The sequence below is a fragment of the Sphingobacterium micropteri genome (assembly GCF_014692515.1).
Lineage (GTDB): Bacteria > Bacteroidota > Bacteroidia > Sphingobacteriales > Sphingobacteriaceae > Sphingobacterium > Sphingobacterium micropteri.
This window is the reverse complement of record NZ_JACOIK010000020.1, coordinates 1-26,816: the sequence shown is the minus strand read 5'-3', so window position 1 is coordinate 26,816 and position 26,816 is coordinate 1. Positions and strand designations below refer to the sequence as shown.

At 42.4% G+C, this 26,816-nt stretch carries 28 protein-coding genes; 13 read left to right on the top strand and 15 right to left on the bottom strand.

The window, feature by feature from the left end:
• Positions 1-39 precede the first annotated feature (39 nt).
• The 10 genes from lptC to H8B06_RS20080 form a co-directional block, all read right to left on the bottom strand.
• Positions 40-639: an LPS export ABC transporter periplasmic protein LptC gene (gene lptC / locus H8B06_RS20125; protein ID WP_190995985.1), complete on the bottom strand. Its 600-nt coding sequence runs from the start codon at positions 637-639 to the stop codon at positions 40-42.
• Between the two features lie 2 nt (positions 640-641).
• Complete coding sequence (locus H8B06_RS20120; protein ID WP_190995984.1) at positions 642-1,964, bottom strand: porin family protein; 1,323 nt, start codon at positions 1,962-1,964, stop codon at positions 642-644.
• 125 nt (positions 1,965-2,089) lie between these two features.
• Positions 2,090-3,073: a DUF6427 family protein gene (locus H8B06_RS20115; RefSeq protein ID WP_190995983.1), complete on the bottom strand. Its 984-nt coding sequence runs from the start codon at positions 3,071-3,073 to the stop codon at positions 2,090-2,092.
• A 6-nt stretch (positions 3,074-3,079) separates the two neighbouring features.
• Positions 3,080-3,280, bottom strand: a complete 201-nt coding sequence (locus tag H8B06_RS20110) for a CcmD family protein (protein ID WP_190995982.1) — start codon at positions 3,278-3,280, stop codon at positions 3,080-3,082.
• A gap of 20 nt (positions 3,281-3,300) precedes the next feature.
• Positions 3,301-3,966, bottom strand: coding sequence for a cytochrome c biogenesis protein (gene ccsA, locus H8B06_RS20105; protein WP_190995981.1), 666 nt, complete (start codon positions 3,964-3,966; stop codon positions 3,301-3,303).
• Positions 3,967-3,978: 12 nt separating this feature from the next.
• A complete protein-coding gene (locus tag H8B06_RS20100) occupies positions 3,979-4,638 on the bottom strand; it encodes a heme exporter protein CcmB (protein WP_190995980.1) in 660 nt (219 codons plus the stop codon).
• A gap of 60 nt (positions 4,639-4,698) precedes the next feature.
• Complete coding sequence (locus tag H8B06_RS20095) at positions 4,699-5,073, bottom strand: hypothetical protein (RefSeq protein WP_130141651.1); 375 nt, start codon at positions 5,071-5,073, stop codon at positions 4,699-4,701.
• A gap of 115 nt (positions 5,074-5,188) precedes the next feature.
• The gene (locus H8B06_RS20090; protein WP_190995979.1) at positions 5,189-7,030 is read right to left on the bottom strand and encodes an ABC transporter ATP-binding protein; all 1,842 of its coding nucleotides are present in this window, start codon (positions 7,028-7,030) and stop codon (positions 5,189-5,191) included.
• Between the two features lie 54 nt (positions 7,031-7,084).
• Positions 7,085-7,585, bottom strand: coding sequence for a hypothetical protein (locus H8B06_RS20085; protein ID WP_190995978.1), 501 nt, complete (start codon positions 7,583-7,585; stop codon positions 7,085-7,087).
• 49 nt (positions 7,586-7,634) lie between these two features.
• Positions 7,635-8,420, bottom strand: coding sequence for an SAM hydrolase/SAM-dependent halogenase family protein (locus tag H8B06_RS20080; RefSeq protein WP_190995977.1), 786 nt, complete (start codon positions 8,418-8,420; stop codon positions 7,635-7,637).
• Positions 8,421-8,624: 204 nt separating this feature from the next.
• Between H8B06_RS20080 and H8B06_RS20075 the strand changes: the two genes are divergently transcribed.
• The 11 genes from H8B06_RS20075 to H8B06_RS20025 all read left to right on the top strand — a co-directional run bounded on the left by H8B06_RS20075 (position 8,625) and on the right by H8B06_RS20025 (position 17,900).
• Positions 8,625-9,587 carry a PhoH family protein gene (locus tag H8B06_RS20075; RefSeq protein WP_190995976.1) on the top strand — a complete coding sequence of 321 codons (963 nt, stop codon included), beginning with the start codon at positions 8,625-8,627 and terminating at the stop codon, positions 9,585-9,587.
• Between the two features lie 11 nt (positions 9,588-9,598).
• Positions 9,599-10,546 carry a phosphoribosylaminoimidazolesuccinocarboxamide synthase gene (locus H8B06_RS20070; RefSeq protein WP_190995975.1) on the top strand — a complete coding sequence of 316 codons (948 nt, stop codon included), beginning with the start codon at positions 9,599-9,601 and terminating at the stop codon, positions 10,544-10,546.
• 29 nt (positions 10,547-10,575) lie between these two features.
• Positions 10,576-10,962 (top strand): STAS domain-containing protein, encoded by a 387-nt coding sequence (locus H8B06_RS20065; RefSeq protein WP_190995974.1) that lies wholly within the window; start codon positions 10,576-10,578, stop codon positions 10,960-10,962.
• Positions 10,949-11,863, top strand: coding sequence for a ribonuclease Z (locus H8B06_RS20060; RefSeq protein ID WP_190995973.1), 915 nt, complete (start codon positions 10,949-10,951; stop codon positions 11,861-11,863). Before H8B06_RS20065 ends, H8B06_RS20060 begins: the two co-directional genes overlap by 14 nt.
• Before the next feature lie 134 nt (positions 11,864-11,997).
• Positions 11,998-13,059, top strand: coding sequence for a histidinol-phosphate transaminase (hisC, locus tag H8B06_RS20055; RefSeq protein WP_190995972.1), 1,062 nt, complete (start codon positions 11,998-12,000; stop codon positions 13,057-13,059).
• The gene (gene hisB, locus H8B06_RS20050) at positions 13,060-14,187 is read left to right on the top strand and encodes a bifunctional histidinol-phosphatase/imidazoleglycerol-phosphate dehydratase HisB (RefSeq protein ID WP_190995971.1); all 1,128 of its coding nucleotides are present in this window, start codon (positions 13,060-13,062) and stop codon (positions 14,185-14,187) included.
• Positions 14,188-14,197: 10 nt separating this feature from the next.
• Positions 14,198-14,788, top strand: coding sequence for an imidazole glycerol phosphate synthase subunit HisH (gene hisH / locus H8B06_RS20045; protein ID WP_190995970.1), 591 nt, complete (start codon positions 14,198-14,200; stop codon positions 14,786-14,788).
• Positions 14,789-14,864: 76 nt separating this feature from the next.
• Positions 14,865-15,617, top strand: coding sequence for a 1-(5-phosphoribosyl)-5-[(5-phosphoribosylamino)methylideneamino]imidazole-4-carboxamide isomerase (locus H8B06_RS20040; RefSeq protein ID WP_190995969.1), 753 nt, complete (start codon positions 14,865-14,867; stop codon positions 15,615-15,617).
• Between the two features lies 1 nt (position 15,618).
• Positions 15,619-16,377 (top strand): imidazole glycerol phosphate synthase subunit HisF, encoded by a 759-nt coding sequence (gene hisF, locus H8B06_RS20035; protein WP_190995968.1) that lies wholly within the window; start codon positions 15,619-15,621, stop codon positions 16,375-16,377.
• 12 nt (positions 16,378-16,389) lie between these two features.
• The gene (gene hisIE / locus H8B06_RS20030) at positions 16,390-16,971 is read left to right on the top strand and encodes a bifunctional phosphoribosyl-AMP cyclohydrolase/phosphoribosyl-ATP diphosphatase HisIE (protein WP_190995967.1); all 582 of its coding nucleotides are present in this window, start codon (positions 16,390-16,392) and stop codon (positions 16,969-16,971) included.
• A 14-nt stretch (positions 16,972-16,985) separates the two neighbouring features.
• On the top strand, positions 16,986-17,900 hold the full coding sequence (locus H8B06_RS20025) for a WD40 repeat domain-containing protein (RefSeq protein WP_190995966.1): 915 nt from the start codon (positions 16,986-16,988) through the stop codon (positions 17,898-17,900).
• 13 nt (positions 17,901-17,913) lie between these two features.
• On the opposite strand, the gene ruvA is transcribed toward H8B06_RS20025, so the two are convergent.
• From ruvA to dacB, 3 genes are all read right to left on the bottom strand, one after another.
• Positions 17,914-18,498, bottom strand: coding sequence for a Holliday junction branch migration protein RuvA (gene ruvA / locus H8B06_RS20020; RefSeq protein WP_190995965.1), 585 nt, complete (start codon positions 18,496-18,498; stop codon positions 17,914-17,916).
• Positions 18,499-18,500: 2 nt separating this feature from the next.
• Entirely contained in the window at positions 18,501-20,777 is a 2,277-nt protein-coding gene (locus tag H8B06_RS20015; protein ID WP_190995964.1) for an NADP-dependent malic enzyme, read from the bottom strand.
• Between the two features lie 75 nt (positions 20,778-20,852).
• Complete coding sequence (dacB, locus tag H8B06_RS20010; RefSeq protein ID WP_190995963.1) at positions 20,853-22,277, bottom strand: D-alanyl-D-alanine carboxypeptidase/D-alanyl-D-alanine endopeptidase; 1,425 nt, start codon at positions 22,275-22,277, stop codon at positions 20,853-20,855.
• 158 nt (positions 22,278-22,435) lie between these two features.
• Here dacB and H8B06_RS20005 point away from each other — a divergent pair, with 158 nt between their 5' ends.
• The gene (locus tag H8B06_RS20005; protein WP_190995962.1) at positions 22,436-24,211 is read left to right on the top strand and encodes an aminopeptidase P family protein; all 1,776 of its coding nucleotides are present in this window, start codon (positions 22,436-22,438) and stop codon (positions 24,209-24,211) included.
• A gap of 147 nt (positions 24,212-24,358) precedes the next feature.
• Positions 24,359-25,339: a helix-turn-helix transcriptional regulator gene (locus H8B06_RS20000; protein ID WP_190995961.1), complete on the top strand. Its 981-nt coding sequence runs from the start codon at positions 24,359-24,361 to the stop codon at positions 25,337-25,339.
• 19 nt (positions 25,340-25,358) lie between these two features.
• On the opposite strand, the gene H8B06_RS19995 is transcribed toward H8B06_RS20000, so the two are convergent.
• Together H8B06_RS19995 and H8B06_RS19990 are read right to left on the bottom strand one after the other, a co-directional pair.
• Complete coding sequence (locus H8B06_RS19995; protein WP_223857821.1) at positions 25,359-26,297, bottom strand: ChuX/HutX family heme-like substrate-binding protein; 939 nt, start codon at positions 26,295-26,297, stop codon at positions 25,359-25,361.
• 15 nt (positions 26,298-26,312) lie between these two features.
• Positions 26,313-26,690: an ATP-binding cassette domain-containing protein gene (locus tag H8B06_RS19990; RefSeq protein WP_190995959.1), complete on the bottom strand. Its 378-nt coding sequence runs from the start codon at positions 26,688-26,690 to the stop codon at positions 26,313-26,315.
• Positions 26,691-26,816: the final 126 nt, after the last annotated feature.

Here is a 26,816-nt window from a genome sequence, read left to right as displayed (position 1 = left end):
ACTTTTATGAAAAAAAAATAAAAAAATGTGCGAGACATGTTAATTACCGAACGAAGGAAGTTGTTGGCCGCTTGATGGAATATAAAAACCAGTCATATTCTGTCCATCAATTTTTTTAAAATCCGTGTCGGAAATGAATGAGGTGGCTTGTAAGCTGCCTCGTTCGTCTTTGAAGTCGAAGGTTATAGGAACAGTATTATAATAGATACTTTTTTTCTGGTCGAGAAAAAGCTCTTCCGTTTTGATTATGGAGCCGTCTACCATATTGACCACCACGTTTTTGCGGAATTCAATTAATTCCTCATTTACTTTTTGGACGGCATAATCCGAACGTATACGCTGAGACTCCTTACCTTCTTCATCAAAAAAGCGAATCAATACACCTTTTTGAAATTCGTACATCGCGATGCTATCCGGGTATTCCCGCAGTTCAGGAGAAGTCAATTCCGCTTTTACCTTCGCAGAATCACTATATACTACTGTTACATCTTTCGAGATATTTACATTCTCTTCTTGCTGTATATTCGCAATTTTCTCTACATCACGAAGATCATTTTCACAAGCCATACATAAAACTGCCCCGAATAATATAGATAAGGGAGCGGATAGTTTTTTATTATGGAGCGAAAGAAAACGCATCGTTAATCTAAACTTCGGCGGATAAACCAAGAGTCGTTAATCGTGAAACCAAAATTAATATTAATATACCGTTCCCGTACCAGATTGTGGTTGAGTGAACCTTGTTGTCCGAACTCAGCTGAAATATTGATTTGAGAAAATGTGCGTCCGAAGTTTGTTTCCGGTAGCGGTAGGCCTACCCCTATGCTAACAGCCATGTCGTTAATTCGTTGGTTTCTATATACAACGGGCGTTTGGTTATAACGGAATCCCAATCGGTAATCGACCTGGTTCCAATAACGTACCGAAGTTGGATCCGGTTTGATTTGCCCACCTACCGCAAAACCGTAACTTTTCTCCAATTTATTCTGGCCCTCCAGTACTTCAAAATTCGACCAATCAGCATATTTAAAATCAGCACCTATCAGCCAGTTGTACCCTTTTGATAGGGTGAAGCCGACATTATGTTTTAAAGGAAGTTGGATTTTTCTGGTAGGAAAAGTTCCTGTACTGATCGTGTCTAATGGCGGTGCAATATATTCGTCGTCAAAATTATTTTCTGATATAGTGATGAACCTGCTAGGTCTCGCGTTGATGGTATTGTTTAATGTTCCCGTGTAACCCAATGTTAGGTTATATTTCCTGTTGATAGATTTACTGTACTGAATGCCATAATCAACGGTCACACCACGTATATTGCGTGTTTCCTTTAGTTCTGCCGGATAAGCAGAAAGATCGCTTAGAAACTTGACCTGCGTAATATCATAAAGATTTCCAAAAAGAAAACCGGCATTGGCACCTATACTTAACCCTTTGATAGGCGATACACCGTAACCTAGATAAGCTTTGTTGATTCCACCCTCTCCGAATATCTGCTTTTCATAAGCCAAGTCGTCTATAGATTCTACGTTTCTTGATGAATATCCCACGTCCGAAAAAGGAAGTAATCCGAAGGAAAAGCCACCGTATTTTTGCAATGGGATACCAATGGCAAGGTGTCCAAAAGCGAAATCGGCGGTATGATCACTCACATTATCTCTCGATAGTTGTGTGAAATTACCATACATACCCGCTTCTAAGACCGTACGATTTAATCCCGAATAGGAGGCGGGGTTCGCAATATTCAATGTAGGGAGACCCGTGAGATATCTTACACCGGTAGAAATCCCACCCATAGCACGGGTTTGTGGTAATAAGTCGTTCCGCATCTGCCCCAATCCAAATTGTGAATAAGGAGAATGGGAGGTGGATCGTTGTGCATATCCTTGCTGAATGCCAAATAAACCTAATCCTAACAAGAACTGCAGTGCTATTTTGGTGAAACTTTCAATCGAACGTCTGTGCATGGTCAAAATTTGCTACAAAACTATCTATTTTTTAACTATTCCGTTAGTTCTATTTGTTAAAAAAGGTTAATCGATTGACGTGTAGTGTTTTACATCCATGTTTTTTAGATGCCGCCGTTTTAATATTAAACAAACTGGAAATAAATAATGGCTGCTATGATAACAAGATAAAGGGTTTCGTACACCCATTTCGACTTAGAATTGGTAAAATAAAATGCCAGATAAATAGCAATGGGTGGTGCGCAGAGTAAAAAGTGATTTATGGTAATATGATCATTGAGGTAGAAGGAACCCAAAGTCAGCAATATCATAAAAAACAAAAGCTGAAAAGATTTACGCAGATGGACAACGCTCTTGAAGAAATGCTCTTTTAATACCACCAGAAAAAACAGTAAAGTAATGGCTACGGGAATGATAACAAGATAATCATACATATTAAGGGTTAACTCGGTCGGGAAAGCGTAACCAAGAGGGTTGAAAATCGCGAAAAAATCCTGTAAACGTCCTATCCAGTAATAAATGACTCCTAAAAGGAAATATATCGTTGAAAAGCCTAATAGAGGCGTTATCCACTCTCTCCAATTAAAAGGTCGAAAAATCAATAGACTTATCCACAGCAATATCATCATCACCATAAAGGGGAAATAAATCAGGCTCCCTATCGCCACAATCATTCCTAAATCAAGCATTAATCCTTTTATATCGTGTTGCTTATAGATGTTAAACAGTTTGCCTAGCATCCATATCGTAATAAAGTTACAGATAAGGGGAGGGGAAAGTACCAAAAACGGGGTGAACAAACTTACCAACGTCATATACATCAACGCTGGGGTAAAATTAGGTTTACCTAAAAGGTTGAAATTGTTAATAATCCGGTTTAGGAAAAATCCTTGCAACAATGTAAGGATTAATGTAATCATCACATTTGCACCTGGCGAAAGGCCGGTGCCTATACGTATCCCGATGAGGTTATTAATAGCAGGCTCAAATAGGATAGGTGTGATGTGATCCGGCAGACTGAGAAAAATACCTAAGCACAGAACCAAACCGATAGCCGATACGAATACAATATTGACCGGCGAAAACTTTCGATGTTGGTTTATGATCATGCTTGACTACTTCTCTAGCTTCTTAATGCGTCTATCCAGCATAAATAAGAATATACCCAAAACGATAAAAATGGTCAATAGTACAAGTACGACGACGTATATCTTTCCAGAGCTACGAAGCCCTGTGGCCATTTCGATTTGATTTTGGGCAAATGTATAACTACTGGTTAGAAAAAAAAGTAGTAAAATGGTAATTATCTTCTTCATGATGATCATGTGCTATGAGATTAATCGATGAGGTTTCTTTTGTTTTCTAGCAGGCGTACACGATAACGTAAAGTACATATCCAAACACCTATGAGTATCCAGCCGATAATCGCTGTGTAGAACACGGGACGCATTTGATTGTCCATATCGAGATCGCCAAATGTTCCATTGCCGCCGCTTCCCGGATGTAAAGAGTCTGTCATTTTGGGCATAATGTACATCAGCACGATCATAATAGGAAACGCGAAAATATTGTAGATGGCAGATATTTTACCTCTTTTCTGTTCTTCTTCTAAAGCATTCCGTAGAACGAGGTAAGCTAGATACATAAGCGTCGCGATTGCTGAACCATTTGTTTTAGCATCGTTAGGCCAAGCCATTCCCCAAGTAATATTAGCCCATTGCATGCCGGTTAGCAGACCTATAATACAGAAAACAATACCGGTATTGACAGCCTCAACGGCGATTAAATCGTCGTTGATACGTCCGCTGTTCAGATAACGTATGCTATAAATAACGGAAATAAGGTAAAGGGCAAACATAGCGAACCACATCGGTACATGGAAATACACATTACGGATGGTTTCGTGTAAGAGGAACAAAGCGGGAACCGGGCCAAGGAAGCCAACCACAATACTAGCAGCCACCATCACCAGTCCTAAAATTTTCCACCAGGATTTTCTCATGATTCGAAAGAATTAATCACGCCAAAGATAAGGAAATAACAATAAAGAAATGGTAATCGTAATTACATTAATTGCCAGTAAGACGAGTATTTCATTGGTGCTTTCATCTCTTGGAATCCCTGTTAGGGCATTTTGGGATAAGGTAATTAAGACGATGAGTAACGGTATAATAACCGGAAAGCTCAATATAGCCATAAGGGTACTATTGTTGCCTGCTTTGGCACTAATACCAGATACCATGGTAAAGACGGAAGCAAAGCTCATGCTCCCCAACAATACGGAGACTGTATACAAAAAGGGATCGCCGACAGGGTTACTAAATGTGATGCTATAGGCAATATATGCGATCAGCGACAAGAGTATCATGACCAGCGTATTGTAAATTATTTTGGATAATATAATCGCGTGGGGGCTAATCAAGGTATAGTAATAAAGCTGTCTGCTTTGGCTTTCTTGGACGAAGCTGCGGCTGATGGCGTTAACACTGGCAAACAACATAATAATCCAGAACAGTGCGTTCCAAACAAGTGTATCTACAGATTGGAATGCTTGATAGCAAACAAATACTGTAGATACAACATATAATAAGATACCATTTATTGCGTATTTTGAACGCCATTCCAAAACGATATCTTTATAAACTAAAGTCCTTACTTGCTGGAGTGTATTCATGTACGCAGCAAAGATACAAATACTTGTCTTCGAAACCGCGTCAACTCTCCAAAATAAGCGTTAGGCTTTGTCTAATTCTGATTTTGCTTTAGCAACGATCTCTTCAGCTTTGTCCTCTGCACTATGCACGGCTTGCGAAGCTTTATCAGCTAATTTATGAGCCTTTTCGGCGGCAGCATCTACTGCTCGTACGCCGGCATCTTTCGCTTTGGCTTTCAAGTTGTTCAATTCCGCTTTAGTAGACTTTGCTATTTTAGCAGCACGTTTTGCTTCTTTTTTAGAGAGCTCTTTAATTGATTTCGTCAGGTCTTTCACACCCTCGTTTGCACGTTCCAATTGGCGTTTGCCATCATCTGTACCTAGTAAGTAATAAGCAGCTGCTCCAGCAGCTAAACCAAGAAGCGCGAATGCAATGAATCCATTTTTATTTTCCATAATATCCTGTTGTTTTTGTCGTTTCTAAAAAAAAATAATCATCCTTTCTTAAATCTAACAAAAAAATCTGGAAAAAGTTTTTGTGTCCGTGTTTTTTATGGGCAAAAAGGATTTTTTAATCCCGTTGTGTGACATGTTGGATCGATTGTAAGGAATAAAGGTGATGGTAGAGTCCGCTGCCTTTGGACATTAGATCCACATGATTTCCAATATCCGATACTTCGCCGTTTTCAATTACTACAATTTGATCAGCATCTTTAATCGTACTTAACCGATGTGCAATGATGACAGATGTGCGGTTGCGCATAAGCTCTTCTAAAGCCAGTTGTACCAATCTCTCGGATTCCGAGTCTAAAGAGGAGGTTGCTTCATCCAGAATAAGAATGGCAGGGTCTTTCAGTAGTGCACGTGCAATAGCGATACGTTGACGCTGTCCGCCCGATAGTTTTACGCCTCGTTCTCCTACTAGCGTGTCATAACCTTGTGGGAAAGCCATAATAAATTCGTGTGCGTTAGCTCGTTTTGCAGCTTCTATGATGTCTTCCGCGTTGGCATCCAGGCGGCCATATCCAATGTTTTCACGGATAGTGCCTCCGAATAACAGCACATCCTGTGGAACAATAGCTACCTGATTACGAATGTCTGTTAGGGAATATGCTGTACTATCCTTACCGTCGTAAGCAATGGTTCCTGAGGTAGGCATATAAAATTGTAAAATAAGCGAAGCAATGGTTGATTTTCCGGTGCCACTTGGTCCAACTAATGCTAATTTTTTTCCGGCCTCTACATGAAACGAAATATCTTTTAGGATTGGGATGTCCGGACGAGAAGGATAGGTAAATCCGACGTGATTAAAGGTAAGTGCACCCTGCATAGACATCTCGATATCATTATTGTTTTCCGCTATCGCTATCGGTTCCGGTTCTTCATCCAATATGTCCAAAACCCGTTCGCTTGCACCTATAGAACGTTGTATATTGGCATATAATTCAGGAAAGCTACCCATGGATCCGGCTACAAAAAAGGAGTATAAGATGTAGGTTGTTAAGTCGCCCACGGAGATTTCACCGGCGGATACCAACGAGGCGCCGTACCAGATTACAACGATGACAGCACCGAAAATACAGAAAATAATAAAGGATGCAAAGATACCACGGTATGTTGCTCCTTTGACCGCCAGCTTGACTACAGCATCGAGTTTATGGGCGTAGCGATTAGCTTCGTAGTATTCGTTGACAAATGCTTTAACGTTACTAATGCCGGAGAGGGTTTCTTGTACAATGGTGTTGGAATCTGCCAGTTGATCTTGCGCTTGCCGAGATAAGTTACGTATAAAGCGTCCGAAAATAATGGCGATGACGATGATAATAGGCAGAATCGATAAATTCATTAACGCAAGCTTCGGAGAAACGAATACCAAGAGACATACGCCTAATGCCAGACTGATTGTCTGTCTTAATATTTCGGCCAATGTCGTTGTTAACGTATCTTGAATCTGGGCCAAATCCGTAGAAAGGCGACTATTTAATTCTCCTACCCGCCTGTTGGCAAAAAAATCAATCGGTAGCGTGATGAGCTTATGATACGTATCCTTACGGATATTGGCGAGGGCTTTCTCCGCTATTTCTACAAATAGCCGTATTCTGGCGAAAGATACAATCGATAGAAACAAGAGCAATACCATCGAAATTGCGCCGATGCTGATTATATTGGCAGGCAACCAAGGATAGCTTTGTTGCCCTTGCGCTGCGTCAATCATCGCCCCAACTAGAGCGGGGAGAGTCAGCATGGTCAAGCTCGATAGGATAAGAAAAAGCATACCCAATATAAATTTTCCCCTATATGGTTTCAAATAGGTGAAAATTTTTAACGCTTTCTTGAGTAACTCTTTACTAAGCCTGGGTTTGGGTAAGTCTTCCGACTGTGTATTGCCACTATTCAAACGCGATCTCGCCATTCTTCAACTCGAATTATTAGAGAGCAAAAATACAGTATTATTTATGTGCCCTTATCACTCTTGCGTCAAATTTTTCGGCTTATGCGGCTTCATACGCAGATATAATGTAAAGCTTAACGCTAAAATGATAATGACGAGCAGGAGGATGGTTCGATGCCTGTTTCGTTGTTTGCTTTCTAGATCGTTGATTTGGTTGCGCAGTTTTTCGTTTTCCGTTTGGAGCTTCGTAATCGTGTGCATATAGCCGGAGATCTGCTTGTCGTATGCGGAAGCTAAGTTTTCTTTTCGATCACTTTCGTTTTCCTTGATGTAGAGTAGTTTCTTTGTTTCCAAAAAGATGTCGTTATCTGTTAAGACGATTTCCCGAAGGATGTCGATCGACTTCTGCATATCTTTTTTTCTTTTGAAAATACCAAATACGCCTGTCTTTTGGCGCAGACTATGATCAAACTCTCCAAAACGTTTACTACGTTGTTCCAATAAATTGTTGACACGCTCTCGTTGCTGTTCGAAATTGATGGAATCTATATCGATATGGCTTTGGGACTTCCCCATATAGAGCAAACCCATGAAAAAAACAAAAAATAAAGAAAGGGGTTTCATGTTAGCTATCTAAAAATTCTACCATAACAACCTCATCTTGCTGTAAGCCCAACAGCCGGCTCGCATGCCCTTTGTTGATAGCTATTTCCAGAAAGTTGCTAATCCCAAATAAACAGAGCTTTTCGCCTTCTGGTACCTCATTATAATGCCAGCTCAGCTTATTTATAGTTTCATTCCTTTTAAAATGCAGCTTGAAACTCCGGCCTTTTTGTATTTCGTTAAAAAGTTCTTTGCTGATATTACTGATGACATTCCCGAAAGCGTCAATATAAGATACATGGCCTTTTATTGCATTAGACGTAACCAACGGCTGTACAAGTACTTTTTTAAGCGGTTTGTCGATCGGTTGCCCAATGGCGGACAGCGGTTCCCCGTTCGCAATATGACAGGCAGCTTTAGATAATATATCGGCCAGTGGAAAGTGTAGATAGCGCAAGTCCTGCATGATGTCAATTTCATAGAGCTCCTGCGGATCATTTTCTCCAAGGATAATGCTAAAAATGCCGTTGTCTGCGCCCACGAAAAAGTGATCGTCATATTTCATCATCGCATAATGCGAATCCTCTTGAAAAACCGTGTCGATACCGATAAGGTGAACGGTGCCATTCGGAAAGTAACGGAAGGCGTTACGAAGTACCACAGCGGCACGCTGTATATCAAAAGAAGGGATTTCATGCGTAATATCTACTAGACGGACATCCGGCAATTGCGATATGATGCTGCCCTTTAATGCCGCCTGATAAAAATCACGATGCCCCAAATCTGTTGTAAGCGTTATTACTCCCATACATTATGTACCCCTTTAAAGATACTAAAAACGTTAAAATACGATGCTGCCCTCTTCTTAAAAGAACTACAAAAGTAATAAAAGAAAGTGCAATATTAATTGCTGCAAAGCTAAATTTCCATTTTTTGTCATGTAGATACAAATAGATGATTATAGTTTGTATTTTTGATTTATCTTTATTACGTAAAAAATAAAATAGACAATTTGAACGAAATACGTATACCATTAGACGACGTTAATTTAGTGACGTTATGGGGCGCTCAAAACGAGCATTTTGAGTGGATAAAAAGAGGGTTTCCGAAACTGCGGTTGGTGGCACGTGGAAATGAATTGAAGGTGTTGGGAGAGGAATCGGAACAACAACGGTTTAAACAAGTGTTTGATGGTATATTGCGACATATTGAACAATTTCAAAACTTGGATTCCAATGCACTGGAGGATTTGGTGGGGATAAATGGTGCACCTGAAAGGTCGGCGGAAAAGAAAATCGGAGAACCCGCTGTTTTTAAAGGGGAGCCGATTGTATACGGGCCTAATGGACTGATTGTTCGTGCCCGTACACCAAATCAGCTTAAAATGGTGGAGAGTATAGCCAAAAATGACATTCTGTTCGCCATTGGACCCGCAGGTACGGGCAAAACCTATACAGCAGTCGCATTGGCGGTTCGGGCATTGCGAAATAAAGAGATAAAACGTATTATCTTGACGCGTCCTGCCGTCGAAGCGGGGGAAAATCTAGGTTTCCTGCCGGGCGATCTCAAAGAAAAAGTGGATCCCTATTTACGCCCGCTTTATGATGCATTGGACGATATGATTCCCGCTGATAAGCTGAAAGATTATTTGGAACGCCGCGTAATAGAGGTAGCTCCATTAGCATTTATGCGAGGACGTACATTGGACAACTGTTTTGTTATCCTGGATGAAGCGCAGAATGCCACGGATATGCAGTTAAAAATGTTCCTTACCCGGATGGGACCAACGGCGAAGTTTATCGTTACGGGTGACCTTACACAAATTGACTTACCGAAGAAAACCCAGTCCGGATTGGCAACAGCGGTGAAGTTGTTGGAAAACATCAATGGTATTGATATTATCCATTTAAGCGGATCAGATGTCGTTCGGCATAAATTGGTGAGACGTATTTTGGAGGCTTATGGAGATATATAAGATTTAATACAATGAACGCAATAAAAGAAACAACATTTAATTTTGATAAACAGACGGCCTTTTATAAAGGGAAGGTGCGTGATGTATATACCATAGCCGATGAATATCTGGTGATGGTGGCCTCAGATAGAATTTCTGCTTTTGACGTCGTTTTGCCGCGCCCTATTCCTTATAAAGGACAGGTGCTTAACCAGATTGCAGAGAAATTCCTCTCTTCCACAAAAGATATTATTCCAAACTGGGTCATTACCGTGCCAGACCCGAATGCTACCATAGGGTATAAATGCGAACCATTTAAGGTGGAGATGGTGATTAGAGGATACTTGGCGGGGCATTTATGGCGTACTTACCGCGACGGAGGCAGAACGCTCTGTGGAGTAACCCTGCCGGAAGGATTGAAAGAGAACGATAAACTTCCAGAACCTATTATAACACCGACAACGAAAGCCGATGTGGGACATGACGAAGATATTTCACGGGAAGATATTATAGCTAAGGGTATTGTACTTGAAGAAGACTATATACAGCTGGAGAAATTTGCCCATGCATTATATCAGCGAGGTACAGAAATGGCACGGGAGCGAGGGTTGATATTGGTGGATACGAAATATGAATTTGGCAAAAAAGATGGTCAAATATACTTGATGGATGAAATCCATACGCCAGATTCGTCTCGTTATTTTTATGCTGATGGCTATGAAGAACGGCAGGCGAATGGTGAGCCGCAACGGCAGTTGTCTAAAGAATTTGTACGAGAATGGTTAATGGATAATGGTTTTCAAGGAAAGGACGGGCAGACCGTGCCTGAAATGACCGACGATATTGTTCAATCCATATCCGAACGCTATATTGAACTATATGAACATATCGCGGGTGAGAAATTTCAATATCCGGCAGATGAAGATGCCATTTCGCGGGTAGAGCGAAATATAATGGAAGCTTTAAACAAATTATTGTAGATTAGAGACGAAAAGATAAAAATATACAGATGAAATTTACGGTTGACAAGCATGAACGCTATGTGGTTATTGAACCATTGACAGATTTCCTAGATGGAGGAGCGGCGGCGAAATTGAAAGGTGAGTTTATGTTGCGCAATACAGGTGGGCAACGTAATATTGTATTAAATCTTTGTCATGTGGCGGATGCGGATGAAGATGGTTTACGCATGGGATTATTAGCACGCCGGCTATGTAAAGCCTCTGGCGGACTCTTTATTCTTACCGGATTAAACGACCGACTCTTGACCCTACTTAAAATGGCCAATATGGAGGGGTATTTCAAAACTGCATCGACGGTTTCTGCTGCCGAAGATATGATTTTTGGCAATGAGATTCGATTAGATTTAAGAACTGGCCAACATGACGAGGTTTGAGGTTTTGATATTGGGGAATAGTTCGGCGACACCTATGTACGGTCGTCATCCGACGTCCCAAGTTCTAAACTTTAACGAACAATTCTTCCTCATAGATTGTGGGGAAGGTACACAGATGCAGTTGCTCCGCTATGGAATTAAAGGTAGCCGGATAAGTCATATTTTTATCAGCCATTTGCATGGAGATCATTATTTGGGGCTTGTTGGGCTACTTTCTTCGCAACATTTGGTAGGGCGCCAGAGCGACCTACACGTTTATGGTCCTTCCGCGTTGAAAGAGATATTAGATTTACAATTTAAACACTCTGATACGCGGTTACGTTATCCATTGATTTTTCACCCGACGAATGCGTATCGTCAAGAAGTCATATTCGAAAATACACAACTCCAGGTGACCAGCTTCCCATTACAACACCGTATTGCGTGTACTGGTTTTCGATTTGATGAAAAGCCCCGGTCGGCGTCATTGAAGAAAGAAGAAGTAGAGCGGTTGAATATACCTGTTCCCTATAGGCGTCTTTTGAAAAGAGGCGTCGATTATGTTGCAGATGATGGTACTGTTTATTCGGCCAAAGATTTAACCTATGCGCCACCACAACCTCGAAGTTATGCTTATTGTTCTGACACGGTGATGAATACGGATTATTTAGGCGCTATTCAGGGCGTAGATTTATTATATCACGAGGCGACATTCCTGCACGACCGTATAGAGCGGGCTAAGGAAACCTTTCATACCACCAGTTTGGAGGCGGCGCAGGTGGCACAAACCGTAAATGCCAAGAAACTTTTGCTCGGACATTTCTCCGCCCGTTATAAAGATTTGCAACCTCTTTTGGACGAATCTCAAACAATTTTTCCCCATACTGAGCTGTCTGAAGAAGGTAAGTGGTTTTTAGTATAGGCTTTTTGTAGATTTTTCCCCATCTTTACACGCTCAATTGAAACCTGCATGAGCTGCCGCTAAGAAAAGGATATGAATAACTTAGCTCATGCAAGCTTCATTGCCATAAAGAATACATTATTCTAATGAAAAATATGAAGACGTCTTTTAGCCTGAACCTGTTGCTGAGGGATAACATAAAAAGATTAGTACCTTATTCATCGGCAAGAGATGAATTTAAGGGAGAGGCATCTATTTTATTAGATGCCAACGAAAATGCATTTGGTTCACCTTATGCTAGAAATTATAATCGCTATCCAGACCCGCTTCAGCACCGGGTGAAGGAAAAGTTGCATCGTATTAAAGGTGTTCCGGTAGAAAATATCTTTTTAGGTAATGGTAGCGATGAAGCTATTGATATCCTTTTTCGCGCATTTTGTGAACCGGGAAGGGATAATGTTATTTTGGTACCGCCTACCTATGGTATGTATGAAGTTTCGGCGAACATCAACAATGTAGCCTATAAAAAGGTAAACTTAACGATCGATTACCAGCTGGATTTAGACGGAATCGCAGAGGCGATTGATGCGCATACGAAGCTGATTTTTATTTGCTCCCCAAATAACCCTACCGGAAATAGTATCCGTCGGCAAGATATCGAAACGATTTTGGTCAATTTTGATGGGATTGTAGTGGTAGATGAAGCGTATATCAATTTTTCAAAACAACCTTCCTTTACCACAGATTTGGCAGAGTTTCCGAATTTAGTCGTGTTACAAACGCTTTCGAAAGCTTGGGGGCTAGCGGCATTGCGGTTAGGGATGGCTTTTGCCAATAAAGAAATTATTGCGGTATTTAACAAGATCAAACCACCTTATAATATTAATCAAGCCACCCAAGACATTGTTTTAGAGGCGTTGGAAGGTGTGGAGATTGTAAACGAATGGATTAAGGAAGTCGTTGGCGAACGGGAGAAGTTGTCCGCAGCTTTACAAGTATTACCTCAAGTTACACACGTAACACCGTCGGATGCCAATTTTATACTGGTCAAATTGGAAGAACCTCGAGCTCTTTACAATTTTTTGGTAGATAAGGGGATTATTGTACGAGACCGCTCCAAAGTAGAGTTGTGCGAAGGATGTTTACGTCTGACTATCGGCACACCAGCGGAAAACAAGACGCTGTTGAAAGAAGTGAAGAGATTTTATAATGGATAAATGAAAAGAGTATTATTTATAGATCGCGATGGGACATTGATATTGGAGCCCGAGGACGAACAAATAGATTCGTTTGCCAAGCTCAAATTTTACCCAGGAGCGTTGCAATACCTCCCGCGTATCGCGAAAGAACTTGATTTTGAATTGGTGTTGGTGTCTAACCAAGATGGATTGGGAACTTCTTCTCATCCAGAGGAGAACTTTTGGCCCGTACATCATTTTATCGTCGACACATTTGCCGGAGAAGGTGTTCATTTTGTGAAAGAACACATCGATCGCACATTTCCCCACGAGAATGCGCCGACACGTAAGCCCGGTATTGGTATGTTGCATGAATATTTTGATGCCGCACAGTATAATTTAACCGAATCTTTTGTGATCGGGGATCGTGTCAATGATGTGAAATTAGCAGAGAATTTAGGTGCTAAAGCTATCTGGTTGCGTAATAATGATGCATTAGGTCAGGCCGAAAGCCTCCGTATAAAAAGTGATTCCATCGCGTTGGAGACAACTGATTGGAGATCTATATATGAATTTTTAAAATTAGGTACACGTACCGGGGAGCACCATCGTAAAACGAATGAAACAGATATCTTTATCCAATTGAATCTTGATGGTTCCGGAAAATCGGATATAGATACCGGATTACCGTTTTTCGATCATATGCTCGACCAAATTGCACGACACGGCGCAATTGATCTTACGGTAAAAGCGAAGGGTGATTTACATATCGATGAGCACCACACCATTGAAGATACAGGTATCGCATTGGGCGAAATTTTTCTGAAGGTATTGGGTGATAAACGGGGTATCGAACGTTATGCTTACACATTGCCTATGGACGACTGTTTGGCACAGGTAGCCATTGATTTTGGGGGCAGGAATTGGATTGTATGGGATGCGGCTTTCAACAGGGAAAAAATAGGAGATATGCCGACCGAAATGTTTTTCCATTTCTTTAAATCGTTCTCCGATGCATCGAAATCGAACTTGAATATCAAAGCAGAGGGCGATAATGAGCATCATAAAATTGAAGCTATCTTCAAAGCCTTTGCGAAATCGATAAAGAAAGCCGTACGACGGGATGCAGAAAATATGCAGTTGCCGAGTACGAAAGGGGTTTTGTAGATTGTAAAAAATGATTGGAATAGTAAATTACGGAGCAGGGAATATCTTTTCGTTGACAGCGGCACTGGATCGCGTGGGGATAAGTTATGGTATGGTCGATAAATTGGATGATTTTAAGGATTATGACCGTATTATTATTCCGGGTGTAGGACATGCCGGCGCTGCCATGCACAAGCTGGAGGAAACAGGTCTGGTGCAGCATATAATATCCTTGAAGAAACCCGTATTGGGAATTTGCGTAGGTATGCAATTGCTAACTTCCTTTTCGGAAGAGGGGGATGCCGAGCTTTTGAACATTGTGCCATTGAAGACGTTACATTTTGATAAACGTATTGGCAAAAAAGTTCCGCACATGGGCTGGAATGGTGTGTCCCCTAAAAAGGATTGTCCTCTTTTTGAGAATATTGCAGATAATAGCTATTTTTATTTTGTACACTCCTATTTTATTGAAGCTGATGAGCAGTATACCAGTGCGTTTTGCACGTACGATGTTGTTTTTTCTGCAGCAATAAAAAAGGGTAATTTTTATGGTGTGCAATTTCATCCTGAGAAATCTGGAAAGGTTGGCGAACAGATATTGCTTAATTTTTCCAGATTATAGGTAGATATTGCTTATAATTGTTGATTAATAATTGACGACTTTACAAGTTTTGACTTTTAACTTATTACTTTAAAATATGTATATCATTCCTGCTATTGATGTTTTGGATAAAAAGGTTGTCCGTCTGAGAGAGGGCAATTACGATGACGTCACGACGTATGACATATCATTGGAAGAACAAATTAAAATGTATCATGCCAATGGTACCGAACTCGTGCACATCATCGATTTGAATGGGGCAAAGGGCGATTTCAGCAACCAGGAATATCTGTTTGATATTATTCGTAAAACGGATATGAAAGTGCAATATGGAGGAGGAGTAAGAAGTATTGAGAAAGTAAAGGAATTGGTTGATGCGGGAATCTATCGCGTCATCGTGGGAACACAAGCGATTACCAACCCTACTTTTTTGGAGGAGCTGGCCAAGCTGAACGAAGGACGTGTAAAATATGCAAAACATATTGTTATTGCGATTGACGTGCTAGATGAGGTTATCAAATATTCCGGTTGGTTGGAAAGTTCGCCTATTAAGCTGATCTCATACATAGATAAGTGTCTTTCTTTAGGTTTCTTCCGCTTTCTTTGTACCGATATCAGTAAAGATGGTAAACTAGGAGGAGCCGGTGTTGAACTCTATCAGAAACTTTTGGATCATTCGCCAATCATCAAACTAATTGGTTCAGGTGGAATAAGCTCCATGGACGATATCCGTGCTTTGAATGCGTTAGGTCGAATAGAATCCTGCGTGGTGGGTAAAGCTATCTACGAGAATAAGATTTCCATTGATGAGATTAAAGATTGGAACTTGAAGACCCTCATCAGTATTTAATATGTTGGCGAAACGTATCATCCCCTGTTTAGATGTAAAGGATGGCCGTACGGTGAAAGGCGTTAATTTTGTTGACCTTCGGGACGCGGGAGACCCTGTAGAGCTCGCTTGGCAATATTCACAACAGGGCGCGGACGAACTGGTATTTCTTGATATTACGGCCACACATGAAAAACGGAAAACAACCATAGAATTGGTCAAGGCCGTAGCACGTCAGGTCAATATTCCTTTTACAATAGGTGGCGGAATTAATGAATTGAAAGATGCGGAAGTGTTGCTTAACGCAGGGGCGGATAAGATCTCGATTAATTCTGCCGCGGTACGCAATCCGACGCTGATTGATGAACTTGCCCGTTCGTTTGGTCGGCAGTTTGTGGTGGTAGCGGTAGATACGCGTGTCGTGGACGGTGAAAATTTTGTTTATCTACGTGGCGGACGGGATAAAACGGATATACATACGGAGGATTGGATCAAAGAAGCCGAACAGCGGGGTGCAGGAGAGATTCTATTGACTTCGATGGATCACGATGGAACAAAGAATGGCTTTGATAATACGTTTTTAAAGAAAATTAACGATACCATACATATTCCGTTAATCGCATCGGGAGGAGCAGGTCAGCAACAGCATTTTGTGGACGTGTTTCAACAGGCAAATGTGGATGCAGCATTGGCGGCTTCGGTATTTCACTACGGAGAAATATTGATTCCGGAACTGAAAGAAACATTACGAGCCAATGGGATTGTGGTGAGGGAGGAATAAAAAATAAATAAAATGGATTTTAAAAAGGGAGACGGATTAATTCCCGTTGTTATACAAGATAATCAGACACTGGAAGTACTGATGTTAGGGTATATGAATGAGGAAGCGTGGACGAAAACCCAACAAGAGGGGCGTGTAACCTTCTATTCGCGAAGCAAAAATCGATTGTGGACAAAAGGAGAGGAAAGCGGCCATTTTCTGGATGTCGTTTCTGCCCATGTAGATTGTGACCAGGATACCTTATTGATTAAAGTTAAACCAGCAGGGCCTACTTGCCATACCGGTGCCCGTAGTTGTTTCCAAACGGAATATAACCAAAATTTTCTCTTACAATTGGAGCGCATTGTACAGCAACGTTATGATATGCCTACCGAAGAGTCGTATGTCAACAAACTACGTCAGCGGGGGTTGAATAAAATCGCACAAAAAGTAGGTGAAGAAGCTGTAGAAACCGTTATTGCTGCATTGGCCGAAACAGAACAGGATTTTATCAATGAATCTTCTGACTTATTTTTTCACCTTCTGGTATTGCTTCGGGAAAAAGGACTGGATTTACAAACGATTGCCAAGAATCTGGAAGGCCGGCACCAATAAGAAAGAACGAGGATATGCTTAGGATCGATGTTTCTTTATCTAATACGCTAGCCGGTCATCAAAACCCTATTTTTACCGTATCCCCCGGAATGGACGCTACGACAATTTTTACAGGTGGAAACGATAAGGGGGTAGTGGAATGGGATTTGAAAGAAGGGAAATTCAGACGTATTTTGTGTTCGGTACCGGCATCGGTTTATGCGTTGCAACTTTTGGAGGGAGAAGGGATCTTGGTCATCGGTTTGCGCAATGGCGAAGTGTGGTTTGTAGATATAGAAAAGCAATCCCTTATCAGCAAGGTGCAAACGGAAAAGGGAGCGGTCTTCTCGATTAAAGTACTCCCTGGAAAACGGGAAATCATCGCTACAGGAGAAGAAGGTATGGCCTATGTATGGTCATTAGATACCTATGCCTTGCTATACAGATTCAAAATAACAGACACCACTGTGCGTGTCATCGAACCTTCTGTGAAGGCGAAGCAAGTCGCGTTTGGTGATAAGGATGGCATTGTACATCTATACGACACGACAGATTTTCGGGAGATAACAAAACAACAGATACACAGTTTACCTGTAACAGCGTTGGCTACGGCTGACACCAGCTTGCTTTCGGGCGGTCGAGATGCGAAGCTCGTTCGGTTGGCAAAGAATGATCTATCCGTTCTGGAATCCCTAACACCGCATATGTTTACCGTGTATGGTATTCTTCCGCATCCCACCTTACCTATTGTAGCCACCATTAGTCGGGATAAATCCATCAAAATATGGGATGTGCTATCGTTGTCTTTGCTCAAAAATATAAGCATAGAGCGTGGTTATGATGCCCACCGTTTGTCTATCAATACGGCCACGTGGATAGGTAACCAGTTGATTACCGCCGGCGACGATAAGTTGGTGAAAGTGTGGGAGGTCTCTGCACAGGAGAATTAATTAACCTATGTGTTTACAAACGCTTTAACGCCGCTTTAATAAGCTGTTCAACGGTTTGTTCCGGATCACTCGTTACCAAGCTGTTTAACACTTTTTCTGCTTGTGGTTTACCAAAGCCTAGCATAACCAATGCCGTGAGTGCTTCTTCGGGTACCGACTGCTTGGCGATCGGAAGCGGAATGAGCGCATCCGGCCCTTGTTTTTTCAGTTTATCTTGCAGTTCGAGGATAACACGTTGTGCAGATTTCGGACCTATTCCCTTTATTTTCTGGATTACCTGTACTTGCCCGTTAATGATGGCGCTTTGGATTTCTTCGGGTGTAATGGAAGAAAGCATCATACGCCCTGTATTCGGACCTATACCTGACACCGAAATCAAATGGTTGAACAGTTGTCGTTCTCCCTCCGTCGAGAACCCATATAGCGTTTGAGAATCTTCTCGGACTTGAAAAGAGATATATAGCTTACACTGCTCCTGGTCTTTGATCTGGCTAAAGGTTGTCAGCGAGATATGGATATGATAACCGATCCCACCCACGTCCAAGACGACATGGGTGGGGGCTTTGAATACTAATTTTCCGTTGAAATAATCGTACATTTCTATTTGTTCTTCTCGTGTTCTTGCACATCAACCACAGCAATGGTCACCATATTGACAATCTCTCGGACGGAGCTATCCAGCTGCAATACGTGGACTGGCTTATTCATCCCTAATAGAATAGGACCTAAAGCCTCTGCATCACCTGCTTCCTGCAAGAGTTTGTAAGCAATATTGCCGGATTCAAGATTGGGAAATACGAGGGTATTAGCCGGTTCACCATTTAAGGTGCTGAATGGGAAGTTATCTTTCAAAAGATTGCTATTTAAAGCAAAATTTGCTTGTATATCGCCGTCAGCGATGATGTGTGGTGCTTTTTCACGAAGGATCTTTGAAGCTTCACGCACTTTAACGGCAGTATGACCATCGTTTGAGCCAAAGTTGGAGTAAGACAGCAGCGCAATGCGTGGCGTAATATTAAAACGTCTGATGGCTTCATCCAATAAGATGGCGATATCCGCCAATTCGTCTGGTGTAGGATCAGCATTGACGGTGGTGTCGCCAAAGAAAAGAGGTCCTTTTGAAGTCAACATGATATACATACCCGCAACACGACTGTTTGGTTTTGCACCAATAACCTGCAAAGCGGGCCGTATAGTCGTTGCATAGTTGCGAGTCAGTCCGGAAATCAAGGTGTCCGCTTCGCCAAACTGCACCATACTTGCCGCAAAATAGTTACGGTTGGTCGCCATCAATTTGGCCGCCTCGTGCTCTGTCAGACCGCGGCGCTGCCTTTTGGTATAAAGGTGTTGGACAAATCTGTTGAAGCGCTCAGAACCTTTTTCTTCCGTTGGGTTAATGATTTCTACATCCCCCAAATCGAAACTGTATTCTTGAATTAAACTTTGTATTTTCTCTTTATCACCCAATAAAATAGGGAATGCGATTCCTTCTTCTTTTACAATCTGAGCTGCCCGGAGCGTTTTATAATTGTCGGCTTCAGCAAAAACGACACGTTTGGGGGTTTTCTTGGCTCGGCTTGTCAAATTACGGATAATCCGATCGTCTTTGCCCAGACGCTTGCGTAACTCCTCTTTATAATGTTCCCAATCCTCGATTTCTATTCTAGCGACACCGGAAGCTATCGCTGCTTTTGCTACGGCCACGGATACTTCTGTAATGAGACGAGGATCTGTTGGTTTGGGGATAATGTATTCTGGGCCAAATTTCAAATTATTGGTGTCGTAAGCTTGATTTACTTCTTCCGGAACAGGCTGCTTCGCCAATGTAGCAATGGCGTGAACCGCTGCAATCTTCATTTCTTCGTTAATACTCGTTGCGCGAATATCTAAGGCCCCTCTAAAAATGTACGGAAATCCCAATACATTGTTAACTTGGTTGGGGTAGTCCGAGCGGCCCGTGCCCATAATCACATCGTCGCGTGTAGCTACGGCCAGATCATAAGCGATTTCCGGATTAGGGTTTGCCATAGCCAATACGATGGGCCTCGGCGCCATAGAAAGCAGCATTTCCGGTGTCAGTACATCTGCCGCAGATAATCCGATGAAGACGTCTGTATCCTTCACCGCATCGGCTAAAGTATAAAGATCCCTCTCCGTAGCAAACTGCGCTTTTGTGGCATCCAAGTTTTCCCGATCGGTACGGATAACCCCTTTGCTGTCCAACATCACGATGTTTTCTTTTTTTGCACCAACAGCCATATACATGGACGTACAGGATATGGCCGCAGCTCCGGCTCCGTTAACAACGATTTTGACCTGGCTGATATCTTTTCCAATCAGTTCGCAAGCGTTGATTAACGCCGCACCTGAAATGATAGCTGTACCATGCTGGTCATCGTGCATGACCGGAATGTTCATTTCTTCTTTTAAGCGACGTTCTATTTCAAAACACTCGGGAGCTTTAATATCTTCCAGGTTTATACCTCCAAAAGTTGGTTCGAGCGCTTTAACGATATTGACAAATTCGTCTACATTTTTAGTGTCTAATTCAATATCAAAAACATCAATGTCTGCGAATATCTTGAACAATAAACCTTTTCCTTCCATGACAGGTTTACCTGCCTGCGCCCCGATATCACCTAATCCCAACACGGCCGTCCCATTACTGATAACGGCGACCAAGTTTCCTTTGGATGTATATTTATACGCGTCTTCACTATTTTCAGCGATGGCTAAACAGGGTTCAGCTACGCCGGGTGAGTACGCCAATGATAAGTCCCGTTGTGAATTGTGAGGCTTGGTCGGAACGACTGCAATCTTGCCAGGTCTTCCCTTGGAATGGTAGTCTAAAGCGTCTTTTTTTCTATTAATACTCATCTGTTTACGTAAATTATCGTCATCTCTATAGCTACAAATCTATAACTTCAAAAGAAGATTAGCGAATTTTTTAGGTTATTTAAGACTATTCAATAATGTAAACATTTCTTGCCGCATGGCGGAAGTACTTCCTGTATAGTTATTGACTAAGAGTGAAAAAGTAACCGGCGTACCCGCGTTATTCGTATGAAAGCCCGTATATCCTAAAACTCCCCCGATGGTACCGCTCTTCATAGTTATACCATTGATGGTCGGTAAACTTTTTTGAAAATCGGCAAACCAAGGTCTGCTTTGTGCATAATGCATTATTTTCGCCATGGCTAGTGTAGTGACACGGTTTTGCGGCGAAAGGCCGGATCCGTCGTGGATGTGCAGTTCGCTAGCGGGAATTTTTAGCTTCTGTTCCCAATATTTACTGAGCAATGTAGCGGCTTCTTCGCTGTTGGATTTATTGTGGCTGATGATGCCAAAACTTTTTAGCATGGCTTCGCCATACAGATTAATGCTTTTTTGGTTGAACCAATGTACGATGTTTTGCAGTGTTGGCGACTGGTGGGTATCCAGTTGTTTTGTTGGCTTGCCGAGGTGTACGCCTTGATTGCGAAGACCTTTCCCGGTAGCTGGTAGACTGTCTACCGGAATATTTGCTTCGGTCAATGCTTCGTGGAGTTCCTCTGCCAATGCCATAGCCGGATCTGGAACAGAAATCTCGATGACTTTTTTCAAGTCTTTGCCGTATGTTCCACGTAAATATACCGTATTGGAATACGGCGCAGAATACGCATATACCTTATCTCCCGATCCATTGGGACCGGTCGCGACCTCGTTGATCAAATGAACGCTTGTTAATGAGGAGGTTGTGCTGCTAATAGCTGCGGTACCCCCAATTATACCCGGATTAAAACGAACACCTACTTTATTTTCGCGCCAGTTTAATCCGGAAATTCCCGCACCATAATAGTTTCCCATATCGACCCAAGTCCACGTAGGGGGCACATCATTGCCGTTTAAATACAGGTCGTCACCTACCACATGTCCGTTGATATGGGTGATACCTGCTTGCTGAATTTTATATACCCACTTGTTTAATATGGTTTCGGCTTTGGTGGCAGCATAACGATCACTGCCTAGTGTAGGGTCGCCGGAACCGATCACGATAATGTCGCCATGTAACACACCCAAGCTGTCAATTTCACCCGTATAAGCTAATTTGGTTTGATAGGTGTAATCGGGACCCAATATATCCAAGGCGGTGATGGAGGTGATAACCTTCATGGTCGAAGCGGTTGGCAACCCAATGGAAGCGTTGTTCGTAAATATCGGTTGCCCTGTTTTACCATCCAATACGGTGAGTGATGCTATGCCGTTCGGAAATTTACCACTTTTTACAAATTGTTGATAAGCGTTGTTGATGTTGTCTTTGCCTATTTGTCCATAACCTGGATGTATGGACAAAAATATAAATAGGAATAATATCGTGTAGATTGTTTTCTTTAACATATGCGTTTTGTCTGTTTATGCCGGTTCCTCTACTCAAGAAGCATTCCAAAATGTACATCGTCCTTGATGTTTGATTCGCTATGATGAGTTTTTTGTTTTCTTTTTTTGCGAAAAAAAAAGATTAAATTAACTTGCGCGAATACTAGAATTGATTTAATATGTCGTATATAGAACGCTTAAATGCTATCCGAAGAGAGATGAAATTGCAGGGAATTGATGCGTATATCATTCCGTCGTCAGACCCGCACATTAGTGAGTATCTGCCGGAGCGCTACAAGTGTATTGCCTGGGTTTCTGGTTTTACAGGATCGGCGGGGACATTAGTGATTACGGCTGATTTTGCGGGTTTATGGACGGACGCGCGCTACTTTGTGCAGGCGAATGAACAGCTAGCAGGAACGGGGTTCGAACTCGTGAAATTGAAGACGCAAGGTGCTGCAGAATACGCGACTTGGTTGGCAGAACAGCTTCCTTCCGGCAGCAAAGTGGCGTTTGATGGTAATTTAGCATCCGTAGCCTTGGCACAAGCCGTTAAAGACACTCTGGCCCCATTAGCTATAGTCGTGGACGGACATGTAGATATTTTAGAAGTAATTTGGCGGGATCGACCTATACTCCCGACCTCTCCGGCATTTTTATTAGATGAAGCTACGACGGGAGAAAGCACGATCAGCAAATTAAGCCGTGTGCGTGAAAAAATGAGCGCTAAGCGTGTTTCCGCACATCTGGTCTCTTCTTTAGATGATTTAGCGTGGTTATTAAATATTCGGGGAAACGATGTGCCGTGTAACCCGGTAGTATTGGGTTTTGTACTGTTAGCCGGAAATGAAACAATTTTGTTTATAGATACGGGCAAAATAAGTGAAGTGGATAAGTCTGTATTGGAGCAAGCAGCGGTGCAGATCAGACCGTATGCAGAAGCATATGCAGCAGTTTCATCGTTAAAAGCTGATACGATCTTGCTAGACCCCAAAAGAACCTGCTTCGCGATGTATGATGCGGTTCCGGTATCAACTAAAATAATGGAAGACCTTAACCCGTCTACGTTGATGAAAGCTGTAAAGAACGATGTCGAAGCAGCGCACACGCGAGATGTCATGGTAAAAGATGGTGTAGCCATGACGCGTTTTTTCAAATGGGTAGAAGAGCAAGTATCATTCGGGCAGTTAACAGAAATTTCGATTGCGGATAAATTGCAGGAACTACGTGCCGAGGGGGATGATTTCGTTGATATTTCTTTTGACACTATCGCAGGCTACCGGGCGCACGGAGCATTGCCACATTATAAGGCTACCGAAGAAAGTAACGCTGCTCTAAAAACAGAAGGCTTATTGCTGGTGGATTCTGGTGGACAATACAAGGACGGTACAACCGATATTACACGTGTCGTATCGTTAGGTCATATCACGGACGAGGAAAAAGCGGACTATACCCTTGTTTTGAAGGCGATGATTGAAGGATCTCAGCTGGTGTTTCCTAAAGGAACGTGTGGTTATCAGATTGATGCGGTCACGCGACGTCCGTTGTGGGAAACACTACGAAATTACGGACATGGAACGGGGCATGGTGTTGGTTTCTTCCTGAACGTACACGAGGGGCCGCATGTGTTTAACCCGACGAATGTGGATATTCCGGTAGAAGAGGGGATGATCTCTTCTATTGAACCGGGATTATATCGAGAGGGGGAATATGGTATCCGTATCGAAAACTTGGTGTTGAGCAAGGCTTTTGAATCTAACCAATTTGGAGATTTTATACACTTCGAGACCTTAACGATTTGCTATATCGCGACAGATTTGGTCGATAAATCGTTATTGGATAATAAACATGTGCAATGGTTGAATAATTATAATAGATGGGTATTTGAGAAGCTTTCTTCTCATTTAGGAACGGAAGAAGCAGAATGGTTGAGAGCTAAGACAAGGGCGATTTAATATGCCTTCGGTTTATATTCGTGATATTGGATAAGGACAACGAGCCGGAGAAATAAAACTATTATTTAGAATGTTTATAAATAATACGTATATTTGACGCCGAGATGATATTGTCAATTTATATCCTTTAAATTAAGAAGAGAACAAATGCTGGTCAAGGCAAAGCTCGAAAACCATAATGAATGGTTGTTTCTGGAAGAAATTCCGGAAAAATACGTCCCCAATCATCGTTTATCCGAACGGCAGATAAGTATCAAGAATGCGCCTGTCGATATGAAAAACTATCAGCTCTCCACCAACGGACTGTTTCTGCTATATTCAGAGATGAATTTCAGTGAGCGTGTACGGATAGAGACCGAAGTCGAAGGAGATGCCATAGCCAGTCAGTTTATTTTTTGTAAGGAAAAAGGAAATCTCACATTTTCCAAAAGTACCCGATATGCCCGTGGTCGACACAATATCCGCTATATTCCGGCCAGTAGGGAATCATACGAAGTAAAGGCCGATCAGGAATATGTTTACTTTTTGGTCGTGCTGTCCAAAGACTATTATCTCCATCTTGTGGATACATCTTCACCTCTGCACGAGGATTTTATGCGCGAGATGGAAAAAGGTGTAACTATTTCGTTCATGGACGAAGACCTTTATATCACGCCCGAAATGCGAAAATCCATTGAGGGAATACGGGAATGCAAGCACGACGGGGGACTCAAACGGATGTTTACGGATGCCCGTATTATGGAGCTGATTATCTATCAGCTTGAGCAGTTCAGCCAGTTCTTGCAGAACGAAAATGAAATACTCCACGGTGAGGACATCGAAAAACTTGAAGTTGTCCGGGAACTTTTGGAATCGAACTATGTGAATCCCCCCACTCAAAAGGAATTGGCGAGGGTTGCGACTATCAATGAATCAAAATTGCGTACGGGCTTCAAGAAATATTATGGTACGACCATCTACGATTTTATAACCCGGCTGCGCATGGTGGAAGCCCGTCGACTGATCATGGAGGAGAAAAATAATAACATGAACGAGATAGCCATGTTGGTCGGGTTCAAACACCAGAGTAATTTTACGAGGGCGTTTAAGCGGTATTACGGACTCTCTCCTACCGAAGTTGGTGTATAGCCCGGTGCACTATCTACGCTTATAACAGATTGCTGCCTAATGCCTCACGCCAACGTTCCAATTCTGCGATACCTGGTTTGCGGTATCCGAAGAATTGTACGATCAATTCCCCTTCCGTATCATAGAGTTCAAGGGAGTTTACATTTCCATCGACCGTGGGCTTGACCACATGCCACACACTATGCACCGCATCTTCGTTGAAGCTTACCTTTCCACCGGATGCTTCGCTGATCGTTAACCACGAAGTATCCTGATCGATGCGGTCCAGCTTCCCCGTATTGATCTGCACACAGCCCGCATTGGCCGTGAACATCATGACCGGCGTCTCGGTTACTGAACATTGTACGATGGTGCGGCGAAAAGATTCTAGGCTTACCTGCATGGCCCTACGTGGCGGTGCAAGCCTAAGCGCTTGCATACGTGTCAGCCTAAACTTTCGGATCAAGCCAAAGAAATCATGTGTATCCTGCATGTTGTTCCACGCTTTCTGGAATTCTTCGATGTCGATCTCTGCATCCCGGCGTTCTTCCATGCGCTTGCGCACAGGTTTTTCAATATGTGGAACGGCCTGTCTGTCGTCACGGAAACGGGCAATCAAACCGAGATAGACCTGGCGATAGCTGGCATCTGTCAGGTAAATCTTATGCACTGCCCGTCCCGACACATCGTAGAACTGTAAGCTCTCTTTTCCCATCTCTTCAGCCGCCAGCGCAATCTTCCACCTACTTGTAAAAATGCGCAGGTCTATGTCCTCGTCCAAAAACAATGTGGTGAAATCTTCTTTGGAGAAATTGCGGTATACCCCGCACCGTTCTGTTTCGCAATATGGATTGTAGGTTACGGCTTTTACCACACCGATACCCTCGATACATTGTAAAATATGATCCATTTCAGGTCGTAACAACGTAACGTTTTCACCTAAGCCCAACAACATCAGATCGGCCTCGCTTACACCCAGTACATCTGCAACCTGCTAGAGCGGCTGTGCGGGGTATTCGTCTCGATAGGAAACAAATCGCTCTTTAAGTGAAAGCTTATTGTATTCCCGGGCCAGATTGGAGTTAAAAGCCGCTGCGTCGAACTTGATACCGTTCGGGGTGACTTGGGTAATCAATGTGCGGGGATTGGTCTGCACCGTCGTGTGTACACCAAAAGCGGTAAATATATTACGTGCGGTAAAAACCTCTTCGGGAGCACCGTCCCACCATTTGCGCCCGCCTTTCAGCATAATGACCCTATCGGCATATTGGGCTGCCAAATTGATTTCGTGCAGTACACATATGACCATATAACCTTTCTTTGCCAGCGCATTGGCAATGGCCAACGTCTGGTGCTGGTAGAGCATATCCAACTTGGAGTTGCTACCTTTAGTGCGAGACAGATTTAATAAGTAATTTTAAATTTGTAGAGATGCATAGAAAGTTTGATGATTCATTTAAGATAATGGCGGTGGATCTGAGCGTTGTTAGAGGTTCGG

Excerpts from the sequence above, each read along its gene's own strand:
- lptC (WP_190995985.1), bottom strand. The coding sequence starts at position 639 with ATGCGTTTTCTTTCGCTCCATAATAAAAAACTATCCGCTCCCTTATCT.
- H8B06_RS20120 (WP_190995984.1), bottom strand. The coding sequence starts at position 1,964 with ATGCACAGACGTTCGATTGAAAGTTTCACCAAAATAGCACTGCAGTTC.
- H8B06_RS20115 (WP_190995983.1), bottom strand. The coding sequence starts at position 3,073 with ATGATCATAAACCAACATCGAAAGTTTTCGCCGGTCAATATTGTATTC.
- H8B06_RS20110 (WP_190995982.1), bottom strand. The coding sequence starts at position 3,280 with ATGAAGAAGATAATTACCATTTTACTACTTTTTTTTCTAACCAGTAGT.
- ccsA (WP_190995981.1), bottom strand. The coding sequence starts at position 3,966 with ATGAGAAAATCCTGGTGGAAAATTTTAGGACTGGTGATGGTGGCTGCT.
- H8B06_RS20100 (WP_190995980.1), bottom strand. The coding sequence starts at position 4,638 with ATGAATACACTCCAGCAAGTAAGGACTTTAGTTTATAAAGATATCGTT.
- H8B06_RS20095 (WP_130141651.1), bottom strand. The coding sequence starts at position 5,073 with ATGGAAAATAAAAATGGATTCATTGCATTCGCGCTTCTTGGTTTAGCT.
- H8B06_RS20090 (WP_190995979.1), bottom strand. The coding sequence starts at position 7,030 with ATGGCGAGATCGCGTTTGAATAGTGGCAATACACAGTCGGAAGACTTA.
- H8B06_RS20085 (WP_190995978.1), bottom strand. The coding sequence starts at position 7,585 with ATGGGGAAGTCCCAAAGCCATATCGATATAGATTCCATCAATTTCGAA.
- H8B06_RS20080 (WP_190995977.1), bottom strand. The coding sequence starts at position 8,420 with ATGGGAGTAATAACGCTTACAACAGATTTGGGGCATCGTGATTTTTAT.
- H8B06_RS20070 (WP_190995975.1), top strand. The coding sequence starts at position 9,599 with ATGAACGCAATAAAAGAAACAACATTTAATTTTGATAAACAGACGGCC.
- H8B06_RS20065 (WP_190995974.1), top strand. The coding sequence starts at position 10,576 with ATGAAATTTACGGTTGACAAGCATGAACGCTATGTGGTTATTGAACCA.
- H8B06_RS20060 (WP_190995973.1), top strand. The coding sequence starts at position 10,949 with ATGACGAGGTTTGAGGTTTTGATATTGGGGAATAGTTCGGCGACACCT.
- hisC (WP_190995972.1), top strand. The coding sequence starts at position 11,998 with ATGAAGACGTCTTTTAGCCTGAACCTGTTGCTGAGGGATAACATAAAA.
- hisB (WP_190995971.1), top strand. The coding sequence starts at position 13,060 with ATGAAAAGAGTATTATTTATAGATCGCGATGGGACATTGATATTGGAG.
- hisH (WP_190995970.1), top strand. The coding sequence starts at position 14,198 with ATGATTGGAATAGTAAATTACGGAGCAGGGAATATCTTTTCGTTGACA.
- H8B06_RS20040 (WP_190995969.1), top strand. The coding sequence starts at position 14,865 with ATGTATATCATTCCTGCTATTGATGTTTTGGATAAAAAGGTTGTCCGT.
- hisF (WP_190995968.1), top strand. The coding sequence starts at position 15,619 with ATGTTGGCGAAACGTATCATCCCCTGTTTAGATGTAAAGGATGGCCGT.
- hisIE (WP_190995967.1), top strand. The coding sequence starts at position 16,390 with ATGGATTTTAAAAAGGGAGACGGATTAATTCCCGTTGTTATACAAGAT.
- H8B06_RS20025 (WP_190995966.1), top strand. The coding sequence starts at position 16,986 with ATGCTTAGGATCGATGTTTCTTTATCTAATACGCTAGCCGGTCATCAA.
- ruvA (WP_190995965.1), bottom strand. The coding sequence starts at position 18,498 with ATGTACGATTATTTCAACGGAAAATTAGTATTCAAAGCCCCCACCCAT.
- H8B06_RS20015 (WP_190995964.1), bottom strand. The coding sequence starts at position 20,777 with ATGAGTATTAATAGAAAAAAAGACGCTTTAGACTACCATTCCAAGGGA.
- dacB (WP_190995963.1), bottom strand. The coding sequence starts at position 22,277 with ATGTTAAAGAAAACAATCTACACGATATTATTCCTATTTATATTTTTG.
- H8B06_RS20005 (WP_190995962.1), top strand. The coding sequence starts at position 22,436 with ATGTCGTATATAGAACGCTTAAATGCTATCCGAAGAGAGATGAAATTG.
- H8B06_RS20000 (WP_190995961.1), top strand. The coding sequence starts at position 24,359 with ATGCTGGTCAAGGCAAAGCTCGAAAACCATAATGAATGGTTGTTTCTG.